This window comes from Cyanobium sp. NS01, from assembly GCF_014280235.1.
Lineage (GTDB): Bacteria > Cyanobacteriota > Cyanobacteriia > PCC-6307 > Cyanobiaceae > NIES-981.
In genome coordinates this window covers 2553633-2568554 of sequence record NZ_CP047940.1, presented here as the reverse complement: position 1 = coordinate 2568554, position 14922 = coordinate 2553633, and the positions used below count along the sequence as shown (strand labels likewise).

Sequence of the window (14922 nt, the reverse complement as noted above, 5' to 3'; positions counted from 1 at the left end):
GGGTCTGGTGATCCCAGTGTGGCGGCCGCGGCGGCGGCGGTGGGCCCGGCGCGATCTGTCTAGGTTGCGGCCATCGCTGTCCCAGCCCCCCGCAGCCCCCCGCAGCCATACCGAAGGACATGCCGCCTGCCACCACCGCCGCGCCCAGCACCGCTCCGCAGGCCAGTGAGCAGCCCCATGCCCAGGCAGCCGAGGCGGTGCTGAGCCAGTGGGGCAGCACTCCGGATGGTGGCCTCGATGCCGCCGAGGTGGCCCACCGCCATGAGCGCTACGGCTGGAACGAACTGCCCGAGGTGGGCGGCCAGCCGGCCTGGATGAAGCTGCTGCTGCAGTTCAACCAGCCCCTGATCTACATCCTGCTGGCGGCCGGCCTGATCAAGGCCCTGCTGGGCTCCTGGACCAACGCCCTGGTGATCTGGGCTGTGGCGGTGATCAATGCCGTGATCGGCTACGTGCAGGAGGCCCGGGCCGAGGGGGCGATCGCCGCCCTGGCCCGCTCGGTGAGCACCGAAACCACCGTGCTGCGCGATGACCAGACTCTGCGCGTCCCCTCGCGGGACCTGGTGCCTGGGGATGTGGTGCTGCTGTCGGCCGGCGACAAGGTGCCGGCCGACCTGCGCCTGCTGGCGGTGCGCGACCTCCAGATCGATGAATCCGGGCTCACCGGCGAATCCCTGCCGGTGGCCAAGGACCCGGCGCTCCTGCCGGAGGACACTGACCTGGCCGATCGCCGCTGCATGGCCTACGCCGCCAGCTTCGTGACCTTTGGCCAGGGCCGGGGTGTGGTGGTGGCCACCGGCGAAGCCAGCGAGATGGGCGAGATCTCCCGCTCCCAGCAGCAGCGGGTGTCGCTGAGCACCCCGCTCACCCGCCGCTTCGCCAGCTTCAGCCGGGTGCTGCTGTATTTCATCCTGGCGGTGGCAGCGCTCACCCTGGCCATCGGCCTGGGCCGCGGTCAGCCCTTCGCCGCGGTGTTCGAGGCGGCCGTGGCCCTGGCGGTCAGCGCCATCCCCGAGGGCCTGCCGGCGGTGGTCACGATCACCCTGGCCATCGGCGTGAACCGCATGGCCGCCCGCCACGCCATCATCCGCAAGCTGCCGGCCGTGGAGGCCCTGGGCAGCGCCACGGTGGTGTGCTCCGATAAGACCGGCACCCTCACTGAAAATCAGATGACGGTGCAGGTGGTGGTGGCCGGTGGGGTCAGCTACCGGGTGAGCGGCAGCGGTTACAGCCCCCACGGCGATCTGCTCAACAGTGATGGAGCCGTGCTGGATCCCCTGCCGCCTGCCCTGGAGCAGGTGCTGCGCTGCGGAGTGCTCTGCAACGACTCCCGCCTCAGGCAGCAGCACGGCGTCTGGACCATGGAGGGTGTTCCCACCGAGGCCGCCCTGCTGGCGGCAGCCGAGAAAGGCGGTCTCACCCAGACCGGGCTGGAGCCCTCCTTTCCCCGACTGGATGCGATTCCCTTCGCCTCCGAATACCAGTACATGGCCGCCCTCCATGACGGCCAGGAGCGTTCGCTGCAGGTGAAGGGATCGGTGGAGGCGCTGCTGCCGCGCTGCGGCGGCATGCTCGCCGCTGATGGCGCCGTGGTGCCCCTCGAGGCCGAGGCCATTCATCGCCGGGTGGAGGCCCTGGCCGGAGAGGGCCTGCGGCTGATCGCCTTCGCCTCGCGGCCGATGCCCCATCACCGCCACGACCTGCAACGCAGCGACCTGGACGGCGAACTGGTGTTTCTCGGCCTGCAGGGGATGCTCGATCCACCCCGCCCCGAGGCGATCAGCGCCGTGCAGGCCTGCCAGCGGGCCGGCATCTCGGTGCGCATGATCACCGGCGATCACGCCGCCACGGCCACCGCCATCGCCACCCGCATGGGCATCGGCCGGGCCGCTGCCGAGGAGCTGCGGGCCTACACCGGCCAGGACCTGGGGGCCATGGATGCCGCCGCCTTTGCCGCCGCGGCCCGCGATGGTCAGGTGTTCGCCCGGGTGGCGCCGGCCCAGAAGCTGCAGCTGGTGGAGGCGCTGCAGGCCGGCGGCGCCGTGGTGGCGATGACCGGCGATGGCGTCAACGACGCTCCGGCCCTCAAGCAGGCCGATATCGGCATCGCCATGGGCAGAGGGGGCACCGAAGTGGCCCGCGAGGCTGCCGACATGCTCCTCACCGACGACAACTTCGCCTCGATCGAGGCGGCGGTGGAGGAGGGGCGCACGGTGTACCGCAACCTGCGCAAGGCGATCGCCTTCCTGCTGCCGGTGAATGGCGGCGAGTCGATGACGATTCTGATCAGTGCCCTGCTGGCCAGGGATCTGCCGATCCTGGCGCTTCAGGTGCTGTGGCTGAACATGATCAACTCGATCACGATGACCGTGCCGCTGTCATTCGAGCCCAAGGCCGATGACACCATGGCTCAGCCGCCCCGGGATCCGGGCGAAGCGCTGATCACGCCGCGCCTGCTGCGCCGGATTCTGGTCGTGTCCCTCTACAACTGGGTGCTGATCTTCGGTGTGTTCGAGTGGGTGCGGGGCGGCGGCGGCAGCCTGGAACTGGCCCGCACTGCCGCCATCCAGGCCCTCGTTGCCGCCCGGATCATCTACCTGCTCAGCATCAGCCAGCTGGGCCGCAGCCTGGCAAGGCGTCTGCTGGGCAGGGCCGACGCGGTGGCGCGTGCTCCCCAGCTGTTGCTCGGGATCGGCCTGGCCGTGCTGCTGCAGCTGTTGTTCAGCCAGTGGAAGCCGATGAACAGCCTGTTCAGCACCGTGCCGATCGCCGGCCCGCAGCTCCTGGTCTGTGCTCTGGCCATGGGGGCGATGCTGCCGGTGGCCTGGCTGGCCAACCGGCTCGATCCCGACGCCTAAGCCCCCAGCAGCTCCAGCAGGCCTGCCTCGCTGAGCACCGCCACCCCCAGGCCCTCGGCCTTGCTGAGCTTGCTGCCCGCCTCCTCGCCGGCCACTAAGTAGCTGGTCTTCCTGCTCACGGAGCTGCTCACCTTGCCGCCTGCGGCCTCGATCAGCTCCTGGGCCTGGCGGCGGCTGAGGCTGGGCAGGGTGCCCGTGAGCACAAACGTCTGGCCGCTCAGGGGGGAATCAGGGCGCTCCCGGCCTGCCTCGTTTCCGCCTGCCGCGGCGGCCTTGGAGGCCCGTTCCGCCTCGCTGGCGGCCAGGGACAGGCCCTGCTCCCGCAACTCCTCCAACAACGCCTGATTGGCCGGCGTGGCAAACCACTGCTGCAGGCTCTGGGCGATCTCGGCGCCGATGCCGAACACCGCCGTGATCGCCTCAGGCTTTTCGGTGGCGGTTGCCGCCAGCTCCGTGGCTGAGGGGAAGGCCCGCGCCAGGGCCTTGGCGTTCACCTCGCCCACGTGGTGGATGCCGAGGCCGTAGAGCTGGCGGTGCCAGGGCTGCCCCTTGGAGGCGGCCAGGGCGGCCACCAGATTGGTGGCCGATTTCTCCCCCATCCGCTCCAGGCTGGCCAGCAGGGCCCCATCCAGGCGGTAGAGATCGGCGATCGAAGCCACCAGGCCCCGGTCCACCAGCTGCTCGATCAGCTTGCTGCCGGCGCCGTCCACATCCAGGGCCCCCTTGCTCACCCAGTGGCGCAGGGCGCCCCGCAGGATCGCCGGACAGCTGGAATTGACGCAGCGGGTGGCCGCCTCGCCCTGCTCCCGCACCAGCTCCGAACCGCAGGCCGGACAGTGGTGGGGCAGCTCCAGCCGCTGGGCCGCCGCCGGCCGCAGCTCGCTCAGCACCCGCACCACCTCGGGGATGATCTCGCCGGCCTTGCGCACCACGATCGTGTCGCCGCCGTGCAGATCCAGCTCAGCGAGGCGATCGGCGTTGTGCAGGGTGGCGCGGTTCACCGTGGTGCCGGCCAGGGGCACGGGCTCGAACTCGGCCACCGGCGTGATCACCCCCGTGCGCCCCACCTGGCAGACCAGGCGCAGCAGCCGGCTGGGGGCCTCTTCGGGGGCGTACTTGAGGGCGATCGCCCAGCGGGGTGCCTTCTGGGTGAAGCCGGCCTCGGCCTGCAGGCGCAGGTCGTTGAGCTTCAGCACCACGCCGTCGGTGGCATAGGGCAGCTGCTGCCGCGCCTCCTCCCAGTGGGCACAGAAGGCCTGCACCGCCGGCAGGTCCGGCAGCAGGGCCGCGTTGGGGTTCACCTTGAAGCCGGCTGTTCGCAGCCAGGCCAGGGCCTCCCACTGGCTGCTGGGATGCAGGGGCGCCGTGCCGCCGGCCGCGCCTGCCTGGGGCTGCCAGTCGGGGGGCAGGTGCAGGGTGTAGGCGAAGAAATCCAGCCGCCGCGCCGCCACCACCTTCGGGTCCAGCTGGCGCAGGGTGCCGGCGCAGGCGTTGCGGGGATTGGCGAACGGGGTCTCGCCGCGCACCTCCCGCTCGGCATTGATCGCCGCAAAGGTGGCATCGGGGATCAGCGCTTCGCCGCGCACCTCCAGCCAGGCCGGCGGCTGCTCCAGCTGCAGCCGCAGCGGCACGCTGCCGATCGTGCGCACATTGGCCGTGATCTCCTCGCCCCGCTCGCCGTCGCCGCGGCTGGCGGCCCGCACCAGCACGCCCTGCTCGTAGCTCAGCGCCAGGGCATTGCCATCGATCTTGAGCTCGCCCACCAGCGCCAGGGCCGGCAGCGGCTCACCGGGGGCTGGGCTGCGCTCCAGCCGCTTCAGCAGCCGCCCATACCACTCCTCCAGCTCCTCCACTGAAAAGGCGTTGTCGAGGCTGAGCAGGCCGATGCGGTGCTCCACGCTCGTGAAGCCCTCCGCCGGGCTCCCCCCCACCCGCTGGGTGGGGCTATCCGGGGTGATCAGCTCGGGGTGGGCCGTCTCCAGCTCCACCAGCTCGCGGTAGAGCCGGTCGTAGACCGGATCCTCCATCAGCGGAGCATCGAGCACGTAGTAGGCGTGGGCGGCCTGGCTGAGCAGCCGCTGCAACTCGGCGATCCGGCCCTGGCCGGCTTCGGCACCGGCTGCGGCTGCCCTGCTGCTGCTCATCAGGCCCTGGGAGAAGGAGTCTGCAGCGGTGTCAGGCGCCCACCGTGCGGATCCGGTCGATCCGCCACTGCTCCTCCACCTTCACGAAGGTGAAGTCGAGGGGGAGTTCCTCCTTGGCCTCGGTGAGCAGTTTCACGGTGAGGATCAGCTGGCCCTCCTGCAGCCTCGGCCGCCCCGACTTGAGGTTGCGGTAGCGGTTCAGCTTCAGGCCGGCCAGGTACTGGATGAACTGCTTGCGGTTCACATGGCTGCGGTAGTTCTTGGTGGTGAGCAGGTAGGCGCCGTCCACCTGGCCGTTGGCCACCTGGGCGAAGAACTGCTTCAGCAGCGGGTTGATGCCGCGGGCGCTCAGCACCAGCTTCACGGCCGTGATCGTCCAGTAGAGGAGCAGGGCTCCGGCGCCGGCCAGGAGGGCCTTGCTGCCGATGTCACGGGTCAGAGCCCAGTCCATAGGCCGGTGAATCTGTGTTGAATGGCCCCAGAGTCTGACTGACCAGGCCCCGGCGTGCCGCTCGAGCCCCTGCTGCCGCTGTTTCACCGGTTGAACCGGGAGCACTTCGAGGCCCGCCTCGCCCCTGGCGGCGTGCCCCTGCTCGAGCTGCGCTGGAGCGATGGCCGCATGCGCCGCACCGCCGGCCTCTACCGCCGCGGGCGCCGCGCCGACGGCCGCGACCTCTGCGAGATCGTGCTGTCGCGGCCGTTGCTGGATCCCCTGCCCCGGGAGGCCCTGCTCAGCACCCTCTGCCACGAGATGATCCACGCCTGGGTGGACCGGGTGCTGCAGGTGCGGGAGGTGCATGGCCCCCACTTCCGCGCCCGCATGGCCGCCATCAATGCGGCCCAGCAGGGTTTCGAGGTGAGCCTGCGGCACCGCTACCCCCTGCCGGGCGGCGGCACCAGCACCGCCAGCCGCTGGATCGCCCGCTGCCCCCGCTGCGGCCTCACGGCCCCCTACCGCCGCCGCGTGCGTGGGCTCGCCTGCCGCGTCTGCTGCGAGCGCCACCACGGCGGCCGCTGGCATGCCAGCTGCCTGCTCGACTTTTCCGAGCCGGGCCGCACCCCTGGGCAGGGTGTCTAGGGTCAGACCGGTGGGGGCTCGGCGTGGACGTCTTTCTCTGGACCCTGCAATTTGCGGGCCTCGGCATCGCCCTGGTGGGCCTGAGCCGTGAGCGCTGGCTGGCGGCCCGGCGTCGCTGAGGCTCGATAGCGTGGGGCCAATGGTGTTGCCCCATGCGCGAATCCTGGTCCGAGCCTGAACCACCGCCGCGGCGCGGACGGCCCGCCGAGTCCTCCGGGGGCGGCGGCGAACCCCTGGAGCAGGGGCTGGATCGGCTGGTGTCGGCAGGACGCCATCTGGTGGATGGGGTGTCGGGGGCTCGCCCGGGCTCGCGTCCTTCGGCTCGCGCTGCCGGCCGTGGCGCCGGCGGGCTGCCGCGCCTCAACGAGCTGGGCCGCTGGGTGGAGACCAAGCTCGACTGGATCCTCGATGAGGAGGACTCCTGGCGCGAACCCTGGGAGGAGTCCCAGGACGGTTCGGGCCGCTCCCGATCCGGCCCCGGCCGCTTCCCACCGGCATCGCCGGCGCCATCGGCATCGTCGCTTGCAGGGGCTGACCCCAGCCCACTCCAGGCTCCGCGCCGCCCGCTGGAGGCGATCTCCCGCCGCGGCGCCTCCCGGCCCAGCGCTGAGCCGCCTGCGCGGCAGGATGGGGAGGGGGAAGACTGGCCCGATGAGGACAGCTTCGCCCTGCCCCGCTGGCAGCGCCCCCTCACCTCCCGTCCGGAAACGGCGGCGGGTCCCACGGAGCGGCAACGGCCAGCCGCCAAGGCCCCTGCGGCGCCGGGGCGCTCCCTGCCCCGCTCCAGCAGGCGGCGGTCTACTGAGTAGCCTGGAGAATTGTTGCGAGCCCCTCATGAGCAGCCTGGTGGTGGTGGGCTTCCCCAAGATCGAGGAAGCCGAAGCCGTGCGGCGCGAACTGGTGACGATCCAGCGCGAGCAACTGATCGCCCTTGAGGATGCCGTGGTGGTCGATCACGACAACGACGGACAGGTGCACCTGCGCCAGGCCCTCAACCTCACCGCCGCCGGCGCCCTCGGCGGCGGCTTCTGGGGCACCCTGGTGGGGCTGCTGTTCCTCAATCCCCTGCTGGGAGCGGCCGTGGGGGCCGGCGTCGGCGCCGCCTCAGGCTCCCTCTCCGATGTCGGCATCAACGACGATTTCATGCGGGAACTGGGGGAAACCCTGCCCCCCGGTACCGCCGCCCTCTGCCTGCTGGTGCGCGAGGCGAGCCCTGATCGGGTGATCGAGCGCCTGAGGACCCACGCCCCCCATGCCCGCCTGCTGCTCACCAACCTCAGCCACACCGACGAAGATCAGCTGCGGGATCTGCTGGAGAAGGCACGCCAACAGGCCGAGGCCTTGCGGCTCGGCTGAGGCCCGCCAGGGCCACGCGGAAGCCACTGCCCCGCTGCTGCAGCTCCTGGTTCACAGAGCTCACCAGCTCCGTGGGCACGTCGCTGGCCATCTCCTCCGCCGAGGTGGTGATCGCCTCGGAGCCCAGCATCAGGGCTTCCAACAGGTCGGCCCAGAGGGTCACCAGGCGGTTAGGCAGCATCGGCCTCATCCCCTGACCCTCCAGGACCGCACTGCAGCCCTGGCGCTGCCACAGGGCAGAACGGTGATGGCCCCGGGGATGGGGCAGCAGGGCCAGCCCCTGATGCAGGGCCTGGCGGCTGGGGGCCCCATTGGGCTGGCGCAGGCCCGCTGCGCTGAGCTGGCGGCCGCAGAGCACGGCCGAGATGCCGAACAGCCTGCCCAGTTCGGTGAGGCTCAGCCAGTCGGCCGGCTTTGGCTCGCTTGACTTCCGCTGCTGCAGCGGTGCCCGGGGGTGCAGGTGGAGAGGAGTAGGGGCCATCGGCCTCGATCTGATCAGCCCCAATGATCACCGCGCACCGGTTCCCGTCAATTCGTCAAGCGATCTGCGTAGCCCAGTGTTACAGACTTCATTAATCTCTACACCGCAACTCTTGGCTGGCCGGCGGCGGCGCTGCTGCCACCAAACCCCTGCGAGCCGTGGTTTCAGGACGCTGCCTCCCCTCTCTGGCCCCGGGGGCCAGGTCGTCCCTCCGGTGTGGTTTTCGCGGCTTTTGGTGACCGCAGGCCTGCCCTGAAAGCGGCTGTCAAATCACGACGGCCGGGCCCAGCCAGCGCTCCAGATCGGGGGAGAACACCTCCCGGATCACGGTGAGGGGCTGGCCGCCGCGGAAGAAGCGGTAGTGGCGGCTCCAGAAGGGACCTTCGCGGCCAAAGCGCTGGGCCAGCCAGGGGGCCTCCACCCGGGCCAGTCCATCCACCTCGCGGAACAGCTCGGCGCGGTTGCTGGTGAGGCTGCGCCAGATCGGCTGGTCCCGGCGCTGCAGATGCTCCTGGGCCTGGTCATGGTTCCACCAGCTCTCGGCCCAGGCCAGGGTGTCAGGGCCGCAGCGCAGCCACACCTGACGCCGGATCAGGGGTTCCGCCAGCTCCTCCACCTCCGGCGGCGGCACGGCGCCATCGCCTGGCTGCTGCAGGCCCATGGCGATCAGTTCGATCTCCAGGGGCAGGCCGGTCAGGGCCTCCAGGTGTCGGGTGGGGCTGCCATCGCCGAGCAGCAGCAAGCGCCAGGGCCCGGTGAGATCGCCGCCGCAGCCAGGGCTCAGGGCCCCCCCGATCAGGCTGGTCTGCCAGATGGCCTGCGGGGAGGGGGCTGGGGCCATCACCGGCATCGGAATCCTCGATCGTCCCTCCGTACCCTAGAAATCACGCCTGGCGGGCCGCGGCCATGACCCAGCTGCTGCCGCCGGTGGTGGTCGCCAATCTCCACCGCCGCTACACCGGCGTGTCCGCCACGGTGCGGGCCCTGGTGCCGCTGCAGCGCCGCCAGCTGGCCATCGGCCTGATCGACTGGGGCCAGCTGGGCCTGGAGGTCGGCATGGCGTCGGCCGACCTGCTCCTGCAGGGTTGGCGGCCGCCGCCAGGGGCGGCCCGCCGCGTCTGGCATGCCCGCCGTGACCTGGAGATCCTGGTGGGTCTGCTGCTGCGGGAGGGGCTGCGCCAGCCCTGGGCGGTGCTGTTCACCTCGGCGGCCCCCAAGCCGCCGGGTCCTGTGCTGTGCTGGCTGATCCGCCGCTGCGACGCGGTGATCGCCACCTCAGGCCGTTCGGCCGGGTTCTTGCCCCAGGGGTGCGTCAGCGCCACCATTCCCCATGGGGTGGACACGGCCTTCTACTGTCCGGTCCCCGCCGCCCCAGGCGGTGAGGGCGGGGCAGCGGATCCCGATCCCCCGGCGCTGATCGGCTGTTTCGGGCGGATCCGCGCCAGCAAGGGGGTGGACCTGGTGGTGGAGGCCCTGATCACCCTGCTGCCCGATCGCCCCGGTTACGGGGCCGTGTTCACCGGCCTGGCGCGCCCCGCCGAGCGGGAGTTCCTGGCCGGCTTGCAGCGGCGCATTGCCGCCGCCGGCCTGGAGCGGCGCATCCGCTTCCTCGGCGACCTCGACCGCCTCACCGTGCGGGACTGGTACCGGCGCGTGTGTCTGTGCGTGGCGGCCTCGCGCCGGGAGGGCTTCGGGCTGACGCCCCTGGAGGCCATGGCCTGCGGCTGCGCGGTGCTCACCTCGGAGGCGGGAGCCTGGCCGGAGCTGGTGGATGGGGAGGTGGGCCGCCGCTTCCAGACCGGCAACCTCGCCTCGCTCACCGACGCGTTGGCCCTGCTGCTCGATCAGCCCGGCGAGCTGCGGGCCATGGGCCGGCGGGCGCGGCGCCGCGCCCTGGCCCGCCATTCCCTCGAGGCCGAAGCCGGCGCGATCAACGGCCTCTACCGGCAGCTGCTGGAGGGTGCCGCTCTGGCGAGGGCGCCGATCAGCCGCCGCTGCTGATGCTGATCAGGCGCTGTTCGCCGTTGCGCTCGATCACGGCACTATCGGCGTTGGCGGAGTGCAGCTTCCAGCTCGAGGCGCCGATGGTTTCCCCCACCGTCGCGCTGGTGGAGTAGCTGCCCACCTGAAAAATGGCCGAGCCGCCGTGGCCCGGGGCCTTCACCACCCCAATCAGCTGCGGTGCCGGGCCGCCCCCGGATCTGCCGCCGCCAGTGCTGCCGCCAGGCCTGGGTTGGGCCCCGCTCGGCCCAGCCGGCGGGGCCGAGCGGCCGACGCTGCCGCTCATCGGCACCTGGAGCACTCGGGCCGATGGTGCGCTGCTGGGCGGCAAGGTGGCCAGCTCCTTCATCCAGGGCTCCGCTGGCGGCGGTGGCGGCAAACCATTCTCTGCAGCCGCCAGGGCTTCGAGGCCCCCAGCTGCGGCTCCGGCCTGGATGGTGTTGCCGCTGGAGGCCGCGGGATCGGGCGAGGCCGGGCCCATGGCGCGCAGCCGTTCCATCATCAGCAGGTTGCGTTCCTGGCGGATGGCCTGCTGGTCCTGGCTGCGCAGCTGCAGTGCCACGAGCCCAAGGCCAGCCACGGTGGTGATGCCCAGGCTCACGCTGGCCAGCACCAGGGCCGACGGTGGCGATTGACCGACAGCGGGGTGTGCTTGTGCGCTGGCTTGGCCTCTGGGCACGGTGCGTCGGGCGCCGGGCGTGGCCGCTGGGCTGGCCGCTGTCCTGGGGCCCGGCGCCGGGGGAGCAGGCGGTGGCGGCGGAGCGGAGGGCGGATCAAAGACTTCCACTTCGATCGCCATCTCCGGTGAGAAGACCCGGTTCATGACCTGCTCAGCCCGCAGTTCCCAATAGGCCCTGGAGGTGCAGATGCCCCTGCCTTGACTCACGCCCGCCATTGAGAATCCCAAGGACAGTACACCCATTTCTTTTAAGGATTGCAACCCGGCCAGCAGCGGCCTCGGGCTGGCGCCCCAGCCGGCGGATCAGCACCGCAGGGCGTGGGCGTGGTGTTGCAGGTGGTCGGCGATGAAGCTGGCTATGCAGAAGTAGCTGTGGTCATAGCCCTGCTGGCGGCGCAGCTGCAGGGGCTGACCCACGGCCGCCGCCGCCTCGGCCAGGGCCTCCGGATTCAGTTGGGTGTCCAGGAAGGGATCGGCCAGGCCCTGGTCCACCAGGATCGGCAGCGGTGCAGCCAGGTCCGGTCCGATCGCCCGCGCACCCGAGCGCAGCAGGGCGGTGGCATCCCAGGCCTGCCAGGTGCTGGGATCGGGCCCCAGCAGGTGGCCAAAGGCCTTCTGGCCCCAGCCACAGGCGCAGGGGTGGGCGATCGGGGCGAAGGCCGACACCGCGCAGTAGCGGCCCGGATGCCGCAGCACCGCCACCAGGGCGCCATGGCCCCCCATCGAGTGGCCACAGAGGCTGCGGCGCTCGCTCAGCGGCAAGGCCGCCTCCAGCAGTTCCGGCAGTTCCTGCACCACGTAGCTGTGCATGCGGTAGTGGTGGCTCCAGGGCGCCTCGGTGGCATCCACATAGAAGCCGGCGCCGTGGCCGAAATCCCAGCCGCCATCCGGGTCGCTCGGCACCTCAGGCCCGCGGGGGCTGGTGTCCGGCATCACCAGGGCCAGGCCGAGCTCAGCAGCCCGCCGCTGGGCTCCCGCCTTCTGGCTGGCGTTCTCATCGGTGCAGGTGAGGCCCGACAGCCAGTACACGGCCGGCACCCTTTCCCCGGCCAGGGCCGCGGGGGGCAGGAACACCCCCAGCAGCATCGAGCAGTTCAGCTGCCCGGAGTGGTGCCGGTAGCGGCGCTGGGAGCCGCCGAAGCAGCGCTGGTCGCTGAGCAGTTCGAGCTGGGCCACGGGAGAAGCCTTGGGGTGGCGCTCAGAAGTGAATCACGCTGCGGATGCTCTCGCCGGCGTGCATCAGCTCGAAGGCCCGGTTGATCTCCTCCAGCCCCATGGTGTGGGTGATGAAGCTGTCGAGGGGGATCTCCCCCCGCTGGGCCTTCTCCACATAAAGCGGCAGCTCGGTGCGGCCCCGCACGCCGCCGAAGGCCGAACCGCGCCAGACCCGCCCGGTCACCAGCTGGAACGGCCGGGTGCTGATCTCCTGGCCGGCTCCGGCCACCCCGATGATCGTGGATTCCCCCCAGCCCTTGTGACAGGCCTCCAGGGCGGCCCGCATCACATCCACATTGCCGATGCACTCAAAGGAGTAATCCACGCCGCCATCGGTGCGATCGATCAGCACCTGCTGAATCGGGGCGTCGTGATCGCGGGGATTGAGGCACTCGGTGGCGCCGAGCTGCTGGGCGATGGCGAACTTGGCCGGGTTGAGGTCGATGCCGATGATCCTGGAGGCCCCGGCCATCACCGCCCCGATCACCACCGCCAGGCCGATGCCGCCCAGGCCGAACACCGCCACCGTGCTGCCGGGCTCCACCTTGGCGGTGTTGAGCACAGCGCCGATGCCGGTGGTCACCCCGCAGCCCAGCAGGCACACCTTCTCGAGTGCTGCCTCCTGGTTGATCTTCGCCACGGCGATCTCCGGCAGCACCGTGTACTCGGAGAAGGTGGAGGTGCCCATGTAGTGGTGCAGCATGCGGCCGTCCTTCGTGAAGCGGCTGCTGCCATCGGGCATCACCCCCCGGCCCTGGGTGCTGCGGATCGCCTGGCAGAGGTTGGTCTTGCCCGAGAGGCAGAAGCGGCACTGGCGGCATTCAGGGGTGTAGAGCGGGATCACGTGGTCGCCCACGGCCACGGAGCTCACGCCTGCGCCCACTGCCTCCACCACGCCGCCGCCCTCGTGGCCGAGGATCGCCGGGAACAGCCCTTCGGGATCGGCGCCTGAGAGGGTGTAGGCATCGGTGTGGCACACCCCCGTGGCCACCAGGCGCAGCAGCACCTCGCCCGCCTGGGGCGGCGCCACGTCCACCTCGGTGATCTCCAGGGGCTGGCCCGGGGCCCAGGCCACGGCGGCTCGGCTGCGGATCATCGGCTCAGGGCGGCTGTGCTCATCCTCAGCCTTGGCCGGAGGGCGCGGCGGCTCAGGCGCCCAGGGATGCGGGCCTGGTGGCCAGGGGCTGGGCCTCACGGCGCTTGCGCAGCTCCAGCCACAGCATCAGGGCCGTGATGTCGGCCGGACTCACCCCGGGAACCCGCCCGGCCTGGCCGAGGGTGAGGGGCTGCACGGCGCTGAGTTTCTCGCGGGCCTCATGGGAGAGGGTGCCGATGGCGCTGTAGTCGAGGTCTGGGGGCAGGGGCCGGTGGGTCTGTTTCTTGGCCTGGTCGATCTGCTGCTGCTGGCGGGCCAGGTAGCCGCTGTATTTGATGTCGATCTCGGCGCCCTCGCGCACCTCGAGGGGCAGGGCCGGATCCGCCAGGCCATGGGCCACCAGGTCGGCGCTGTGGAAGCCGGAGCGGCGCAGCAGGTCGGCCAGGGTGATCGAGCCGCGGATCGGGGCGCCGGTCTGGGCCTCTACGGCCGCGGCGGCGGGATCGCTCACCTTGAGCCGCACGGTGGCCAGCCGTTGCTTCTCCGCCTCGATCGCCTCCTGTTTGGCGCTGTAGATCTGCCAGCGGCGGTCATCGACCAGCCCCAGCTCCCGGCCCAGCGGCGTCAGACGCCGGTCGGCGTTGTCGCCGCGCAGCACCAGGCGGTATTCGCTGCGGCTGGTGAGCACCCGGTAGGGCTCGCGCAGATCCTTGGTGATCAGGTCGTCGATCAGGGTGCCGATGTAGCTGCCCTCGCGGGGGAAGTGCACCGGCGCCTCGCCCCGCACCAGGCGGGCGGCGTTGAGCCCTGCCACCAGGCCCTGGGCGGCGGCCTCCTCGTAGCCGGTGGTGCCGTTGAGCTGGCCGGCGCTGAACAGGCCGGCGATCCGTTTGGTTTCCAGCGAGGGCTTGAGCTGGGTGGCGGGCAGGTAGTCGTAGTCCACGGCGTAGGCCGGCCGCAGCATCACGCACTGCTCCAGGCCCGGCAGGGTGCGCAGCAGGTCCAGCTGCAGCCGCTCCGGCAGGCCGGTGGAGAAGCCCTGCACGTAGATCTCGGGCGTGTCGCGGCCCTCGGGCTCCAGGAAGATCTGGTGGCTCTGCTTGCCTTCAAAGCGCACGATCTTGTCCTCGATCGAGGGGCAGTAGCGGGGCCCCTTGCTGTCGAGAAAGCCGCCGTAGATCGGCGTGAGGTGCAGATTGTCGCGGATCAGCTGGTGGGTGGCCGCCGTGGTGCGGGTGAGGTGGCAGCTCATCGGCTCGCCGCTCACCCAGCCCGCCGGATCGAAGGAGAAGAAGCGATCGGCCGCGTCGCTGGGCTGCTCCTCCAGCTGGTCGAGGGCGATGCTGCGCCGGTCCACCCGGGCCGGCGTGCCCGTCTTGAGGCGGCCGGTGCGGAAGCCCAGGGCCTGCAATGCCTCGGTGAGCCCCTCGGCGGCCTGCTCGCCGGCCCGGCCGGAGCTCATCGACTGGTTGCCCACCCAGATCTGGCCGCCCAGGAAGGTGCCGGTGGTGAGCACCACGGCCGGGGCGGCATAGACGCTGCCGAAGTAGGTGCGCACGCCGCTGATGCGGCCGCCTTCACCCGGCCTGCCGTCCAGCTCCAGCCCCGTCACCATCGCCTCGCGCAGCGACAGGTTCGGGGTGTGCTGCAGCAGCTGCAGCATCTGGCGGGCGTACTGGCGCTTGTCGGTCTGGGCCCGCAGGGCCCAGACGGCCGGGCCGCGGCTGGCGTTGAGCACCCGTTTCTGCAGGGCGGTGGCGTCGGCCAGACGACCGATCACGCCGCCGAGGGCATCCACCTCATGCACCAGCTGGCTCTTGGCCGCCCCGCCCACGGCCGGGTTGCAGGGCTGCCAGGCGATGCGGTCGAGGTTGAGGCTGAACAGGGCCGTGTTCAGGCCCAGCCGTGCCGCCGTGATCGCCGCCTCGCAGCCCGCATGGCCGCCGCCCACGACGATCACGTCGAAGGTTTCGGTGGGGGAGAGGGTCATGGTCGGCCCGGGCCTTGACATCAG

Annotated in this window: 13 protein-coding genes; 5 read left to right on the top strand and 8 right to left on the bottom strand. The window is 71.3% G+C overall.

Annotation, left to right across the window (positions count from 1 at the left end):
• Nucleotides 1-119 precede the first annotated feature (119 nt).
• Complete coding sequence (locus tag CyaNS01_RS13425) at nt 120-2858, top strand: HAD-IC family P-type ATPase (RefSeq protein WP_186697570.1); 2739 nt, start codon at nt 120-122, stop codon at nt 2856-2858.
• On the opposite strand, the gene ligA is transcribed toward CyaNS01_RS13425, so the two are convergent.
• Together ligA and CyaNS01_RS13415 are read right to left on the bottom strand one after the other, a co-directional pair.
• Nucleotides 2855-5002, bottom strand: coding sequence for an NAD-dependent DNA ligase LigA (gene ligA, locus CyaNS01_RS13420; protein ID WP_186697568.1), 2148 nt, complete (start codon nt 5000-5002; stop codon nt 2855-2857). The two genes, CyaNS01_RS13425 and ligA, sit on opposite strands and share 4 nt — an antisense overlap.
• 31 nt (nt 5003-5033) lie before the next feature.
• Nucleotides 5034-5453: a hypothetical protein gene (locus CyaNS01_RS13415; RefSeq protein WP_186697567.1), complete on the bottom strand. Its 420-nt coding sequence runs from the start codon at nt 5451-5453 to the stop codon at nt 5034-5036.
• Between the two features lie 54 nt (nt 5454-5507).
• Between CyaNS01_RS13415 and CyaNS01_RS13410 the strand changes: the two genes are divergently transcribed.
• The 3 genes from CyaNS01_RS13410 (at nt 5508) to CyaNS01_RS13400 (ending at nt 7436) form a co-directional block, all read left to right on the top strand.
• A complete protein-coding gene (locus CyaNS01_RS13410; RefSeq protein WP_186697565.1) occupies nt 5508-6080 on the top strand; it encodes a SprT family zinc-dependent metalloprotease in 573 nt (190 codons plus the stop codon).
• Between the two features lie 152 nt (nt 6081-6232).
• On the top strand, nt 6233-6889 hold the full coding sequence (locus tag CyaNS01_RS13405) for an RNA helicase (protein ID WP_225875694.1): 657 nt from the start codon (nt 6233-6235) through the stop codon (nt 6887-6889).
• A gap of 25 nt (nt 6890-6914) precedes the next feature.
• Complete coding sequence (locus CyaNS01_RS13400) at nt 6915-7436, top strand: DUF1269 domain-containing protein (protein ID WP_186697563.1); 522 nt, start codon at nt 6915-6917, stop codon at nt 7434-7436.
• Here the strand turns inward: CyaNS01_RS13400 and CyaNS01_RS13395 are convergent.
• Together CyaNS01_RS13395 and CyaNS01_RS13390 are read right to left on the bottom strand one after the other, a co-directional pair.
• Complete coding sequence (locus CyaNS01_RS13395) at nt 7357-7917, bottom strand: hypothetical protein (RefSeq protein ID WP_186697562.1); 561 nt, start codon at nt 7915-7917, stop codon at nt 7357-7359. The genes CyaNS01_RS13400 and CyaNS01_RS13395 overlap by 80 nt on opposite strands.
• Nucleotides 7918-8182: 265 nt before the next feature.
• A complete protein-coding gene (locus CyaNS01_RS13390; RefSeq protein WP_186697560.1) occupies nt 8183-8767 on the bottom strand; it encodes a chorismate lyase in 585 nt (194 codons plus the stop codon).
• 56 nt (nt 8768-8823) lie between these two features.
• Between CyaNS01_RS13390 and CyaNS01_RS13385 the strand changes: the two genes are divergently transcribed.
• The gene (locus CyaNS01_RS13385) at nt 8824-9918 is read left to right on the top strand and encodes a glycosyltransferase family 4 protein (RefSeq protein WP_186697558.1); all 1095 of its coding nucleotides are present in this window, start codon (nt 8824-8826) and stop codon (nt 9916-9918) included.
• On the opposite strand, the gene CyaNS01_RS13380 is transcribed toward CyaNS01_RS13385, so the two are convergent.
• The 4 genes from CyaNS01_RS13380 to mnmG form a co-directional block, all read right to left on the bottom strand.
• Nucleotides 9902-10741 (bottom strand): hypothetical protein, encoded by an 840-nt coding sequence (locus CyaNS01_RS13380; protein ID WP_186697556.1) that lies wholly within the window; start codon nt 10739-10741, stop codon nt 9902-9904. The genes CyaNS01_RS13385 and CyaNS01_RS13380 overlap by 17 nt on opposite strands.
• A gap of 159 nt (nt 10742-10900) precedes the next feature.
• Nucleotides 10901-11773: an S-formylglutathione hydrolase gene (gene fghA / locus CyaNS01_RS13375; RefSeq protein ID WP_186697554.1), complete on the bottom strand. Its 873-nt coding sequence runs from the start codon at nt 11771-11773 to the stop codon at nt 10901-10903.
• 22 nt (nt 11774-11795) lie between these two features.
• Nucleotides 11796-12908, bottom strand: a complete 1113-nt coding sequence (locus CyaNS01_RS13370) for an S-(hydroxymethyl)glutathione dehydrogenase/class III alcohol dehydrogenase (protein ID WP_370561601.1) — start codon at nt 12906-12908, stop codon at nt 11796-11798.
• Nucleotides 12909-12960: 52 nt separating this feature from the next.
• Entirely contained in the window at nt 12961-14919 is a 1959-nt protein-coding gene (mnmG, locus tag CyaNS01_RS13365) for a tRNA uridine-5-carboxymethylaminomethyl(34) synthesis enzyme MnmG (protein ID WP_370561600.1), read from the bottom strand.
• Nucleotides 14920-14922: the final 3 nt, after the last annotated feature.

Excerpts from the sequence above, each read along its gene's own strand:
- CyaNS01_RS13415 (WP_186697567.1), bottom strand. The coding sequence starts at position 5,453 with ATGGACTGGGCTCTGACCCGTGACATCGGCAGCAAGGCCCTCCTGGCC.
- ligA (WP_186697568.1), bottom strand. The coding sequence starts at position 5,002 with ATGAGCAGCAGCAGGGCAGCCGCAGCCGGTGCCGAAGCCGGCCAGGGC.
- CyaNS01_RS13380 (WP_186697556.1), bottom strand. The coding sequence starts at position 10,741 with ATGAACCGGGTCTTCTCACCGGAGATGGCGATCGAAGTGGAAGTCTTT.
- CyaNS01_RS13370 (WP_370561601.1), bottom strand. The coding sequence starts at position 12,908 with ATGATCCGCAGCCGAGCCGCCGTGGCCTGGGCCCCGGGCCAGCCCCTG.
- CyaNS01_RS13425 (WP_186697570.1), top strand. The coding sequence starts at position 120 with ATGCCGCCTGCCACCACCGCCGCGCCCAGCACCGCTCCGCAGGCCAGT.
- mnmG (WP_370561600.1), bottom strand. The coding sequence starts at position 14,919 with ATGTCAAGGCCCGGGCCGACCATGACCCTCTCCCCCACCGAAACCTTC.
- CyaNS01_RS13385 (WP_186697558.1), top strand. The coding sequence starts at position 8,824 with ATGACCCAGCTGCTGCCGCCGGTGGTGGTCGCCAATCTCCACCGCCGC.
- CyaNS01_RS13390 (WP_186697560.1), bottom strand. The coding sequence starts at position 8,767 with ATGCCGGTGATGGCCCCAGCCCCCTCCCCGCAGGCCATCTGGCAGACC.
- CyaNS01_RS13395 (WP_186697562.1), bottom strand. The coding sequence starts at position 7,917 with ATGGCCCCTACTCCTCTCCACCTGCACCCCCGGGCACCGCTGCAGCAG.
- CyaNS01_RS13400 (WP_186697563.1), top strand. The coding sequence starts at position 6,915 with ATGAGCAGCCTGGTGGTGGTGGGCTTCCCCAAGATCGAGGAAGCCGAA.
- CyaNS01_RS13405 (WP_225875694.1), top strand. The coding sequence starts at position 6,233 with ATGCGCGAATCCTGGTCCGAGCCTGAACCACCGCCGCGGCGCGGACGG.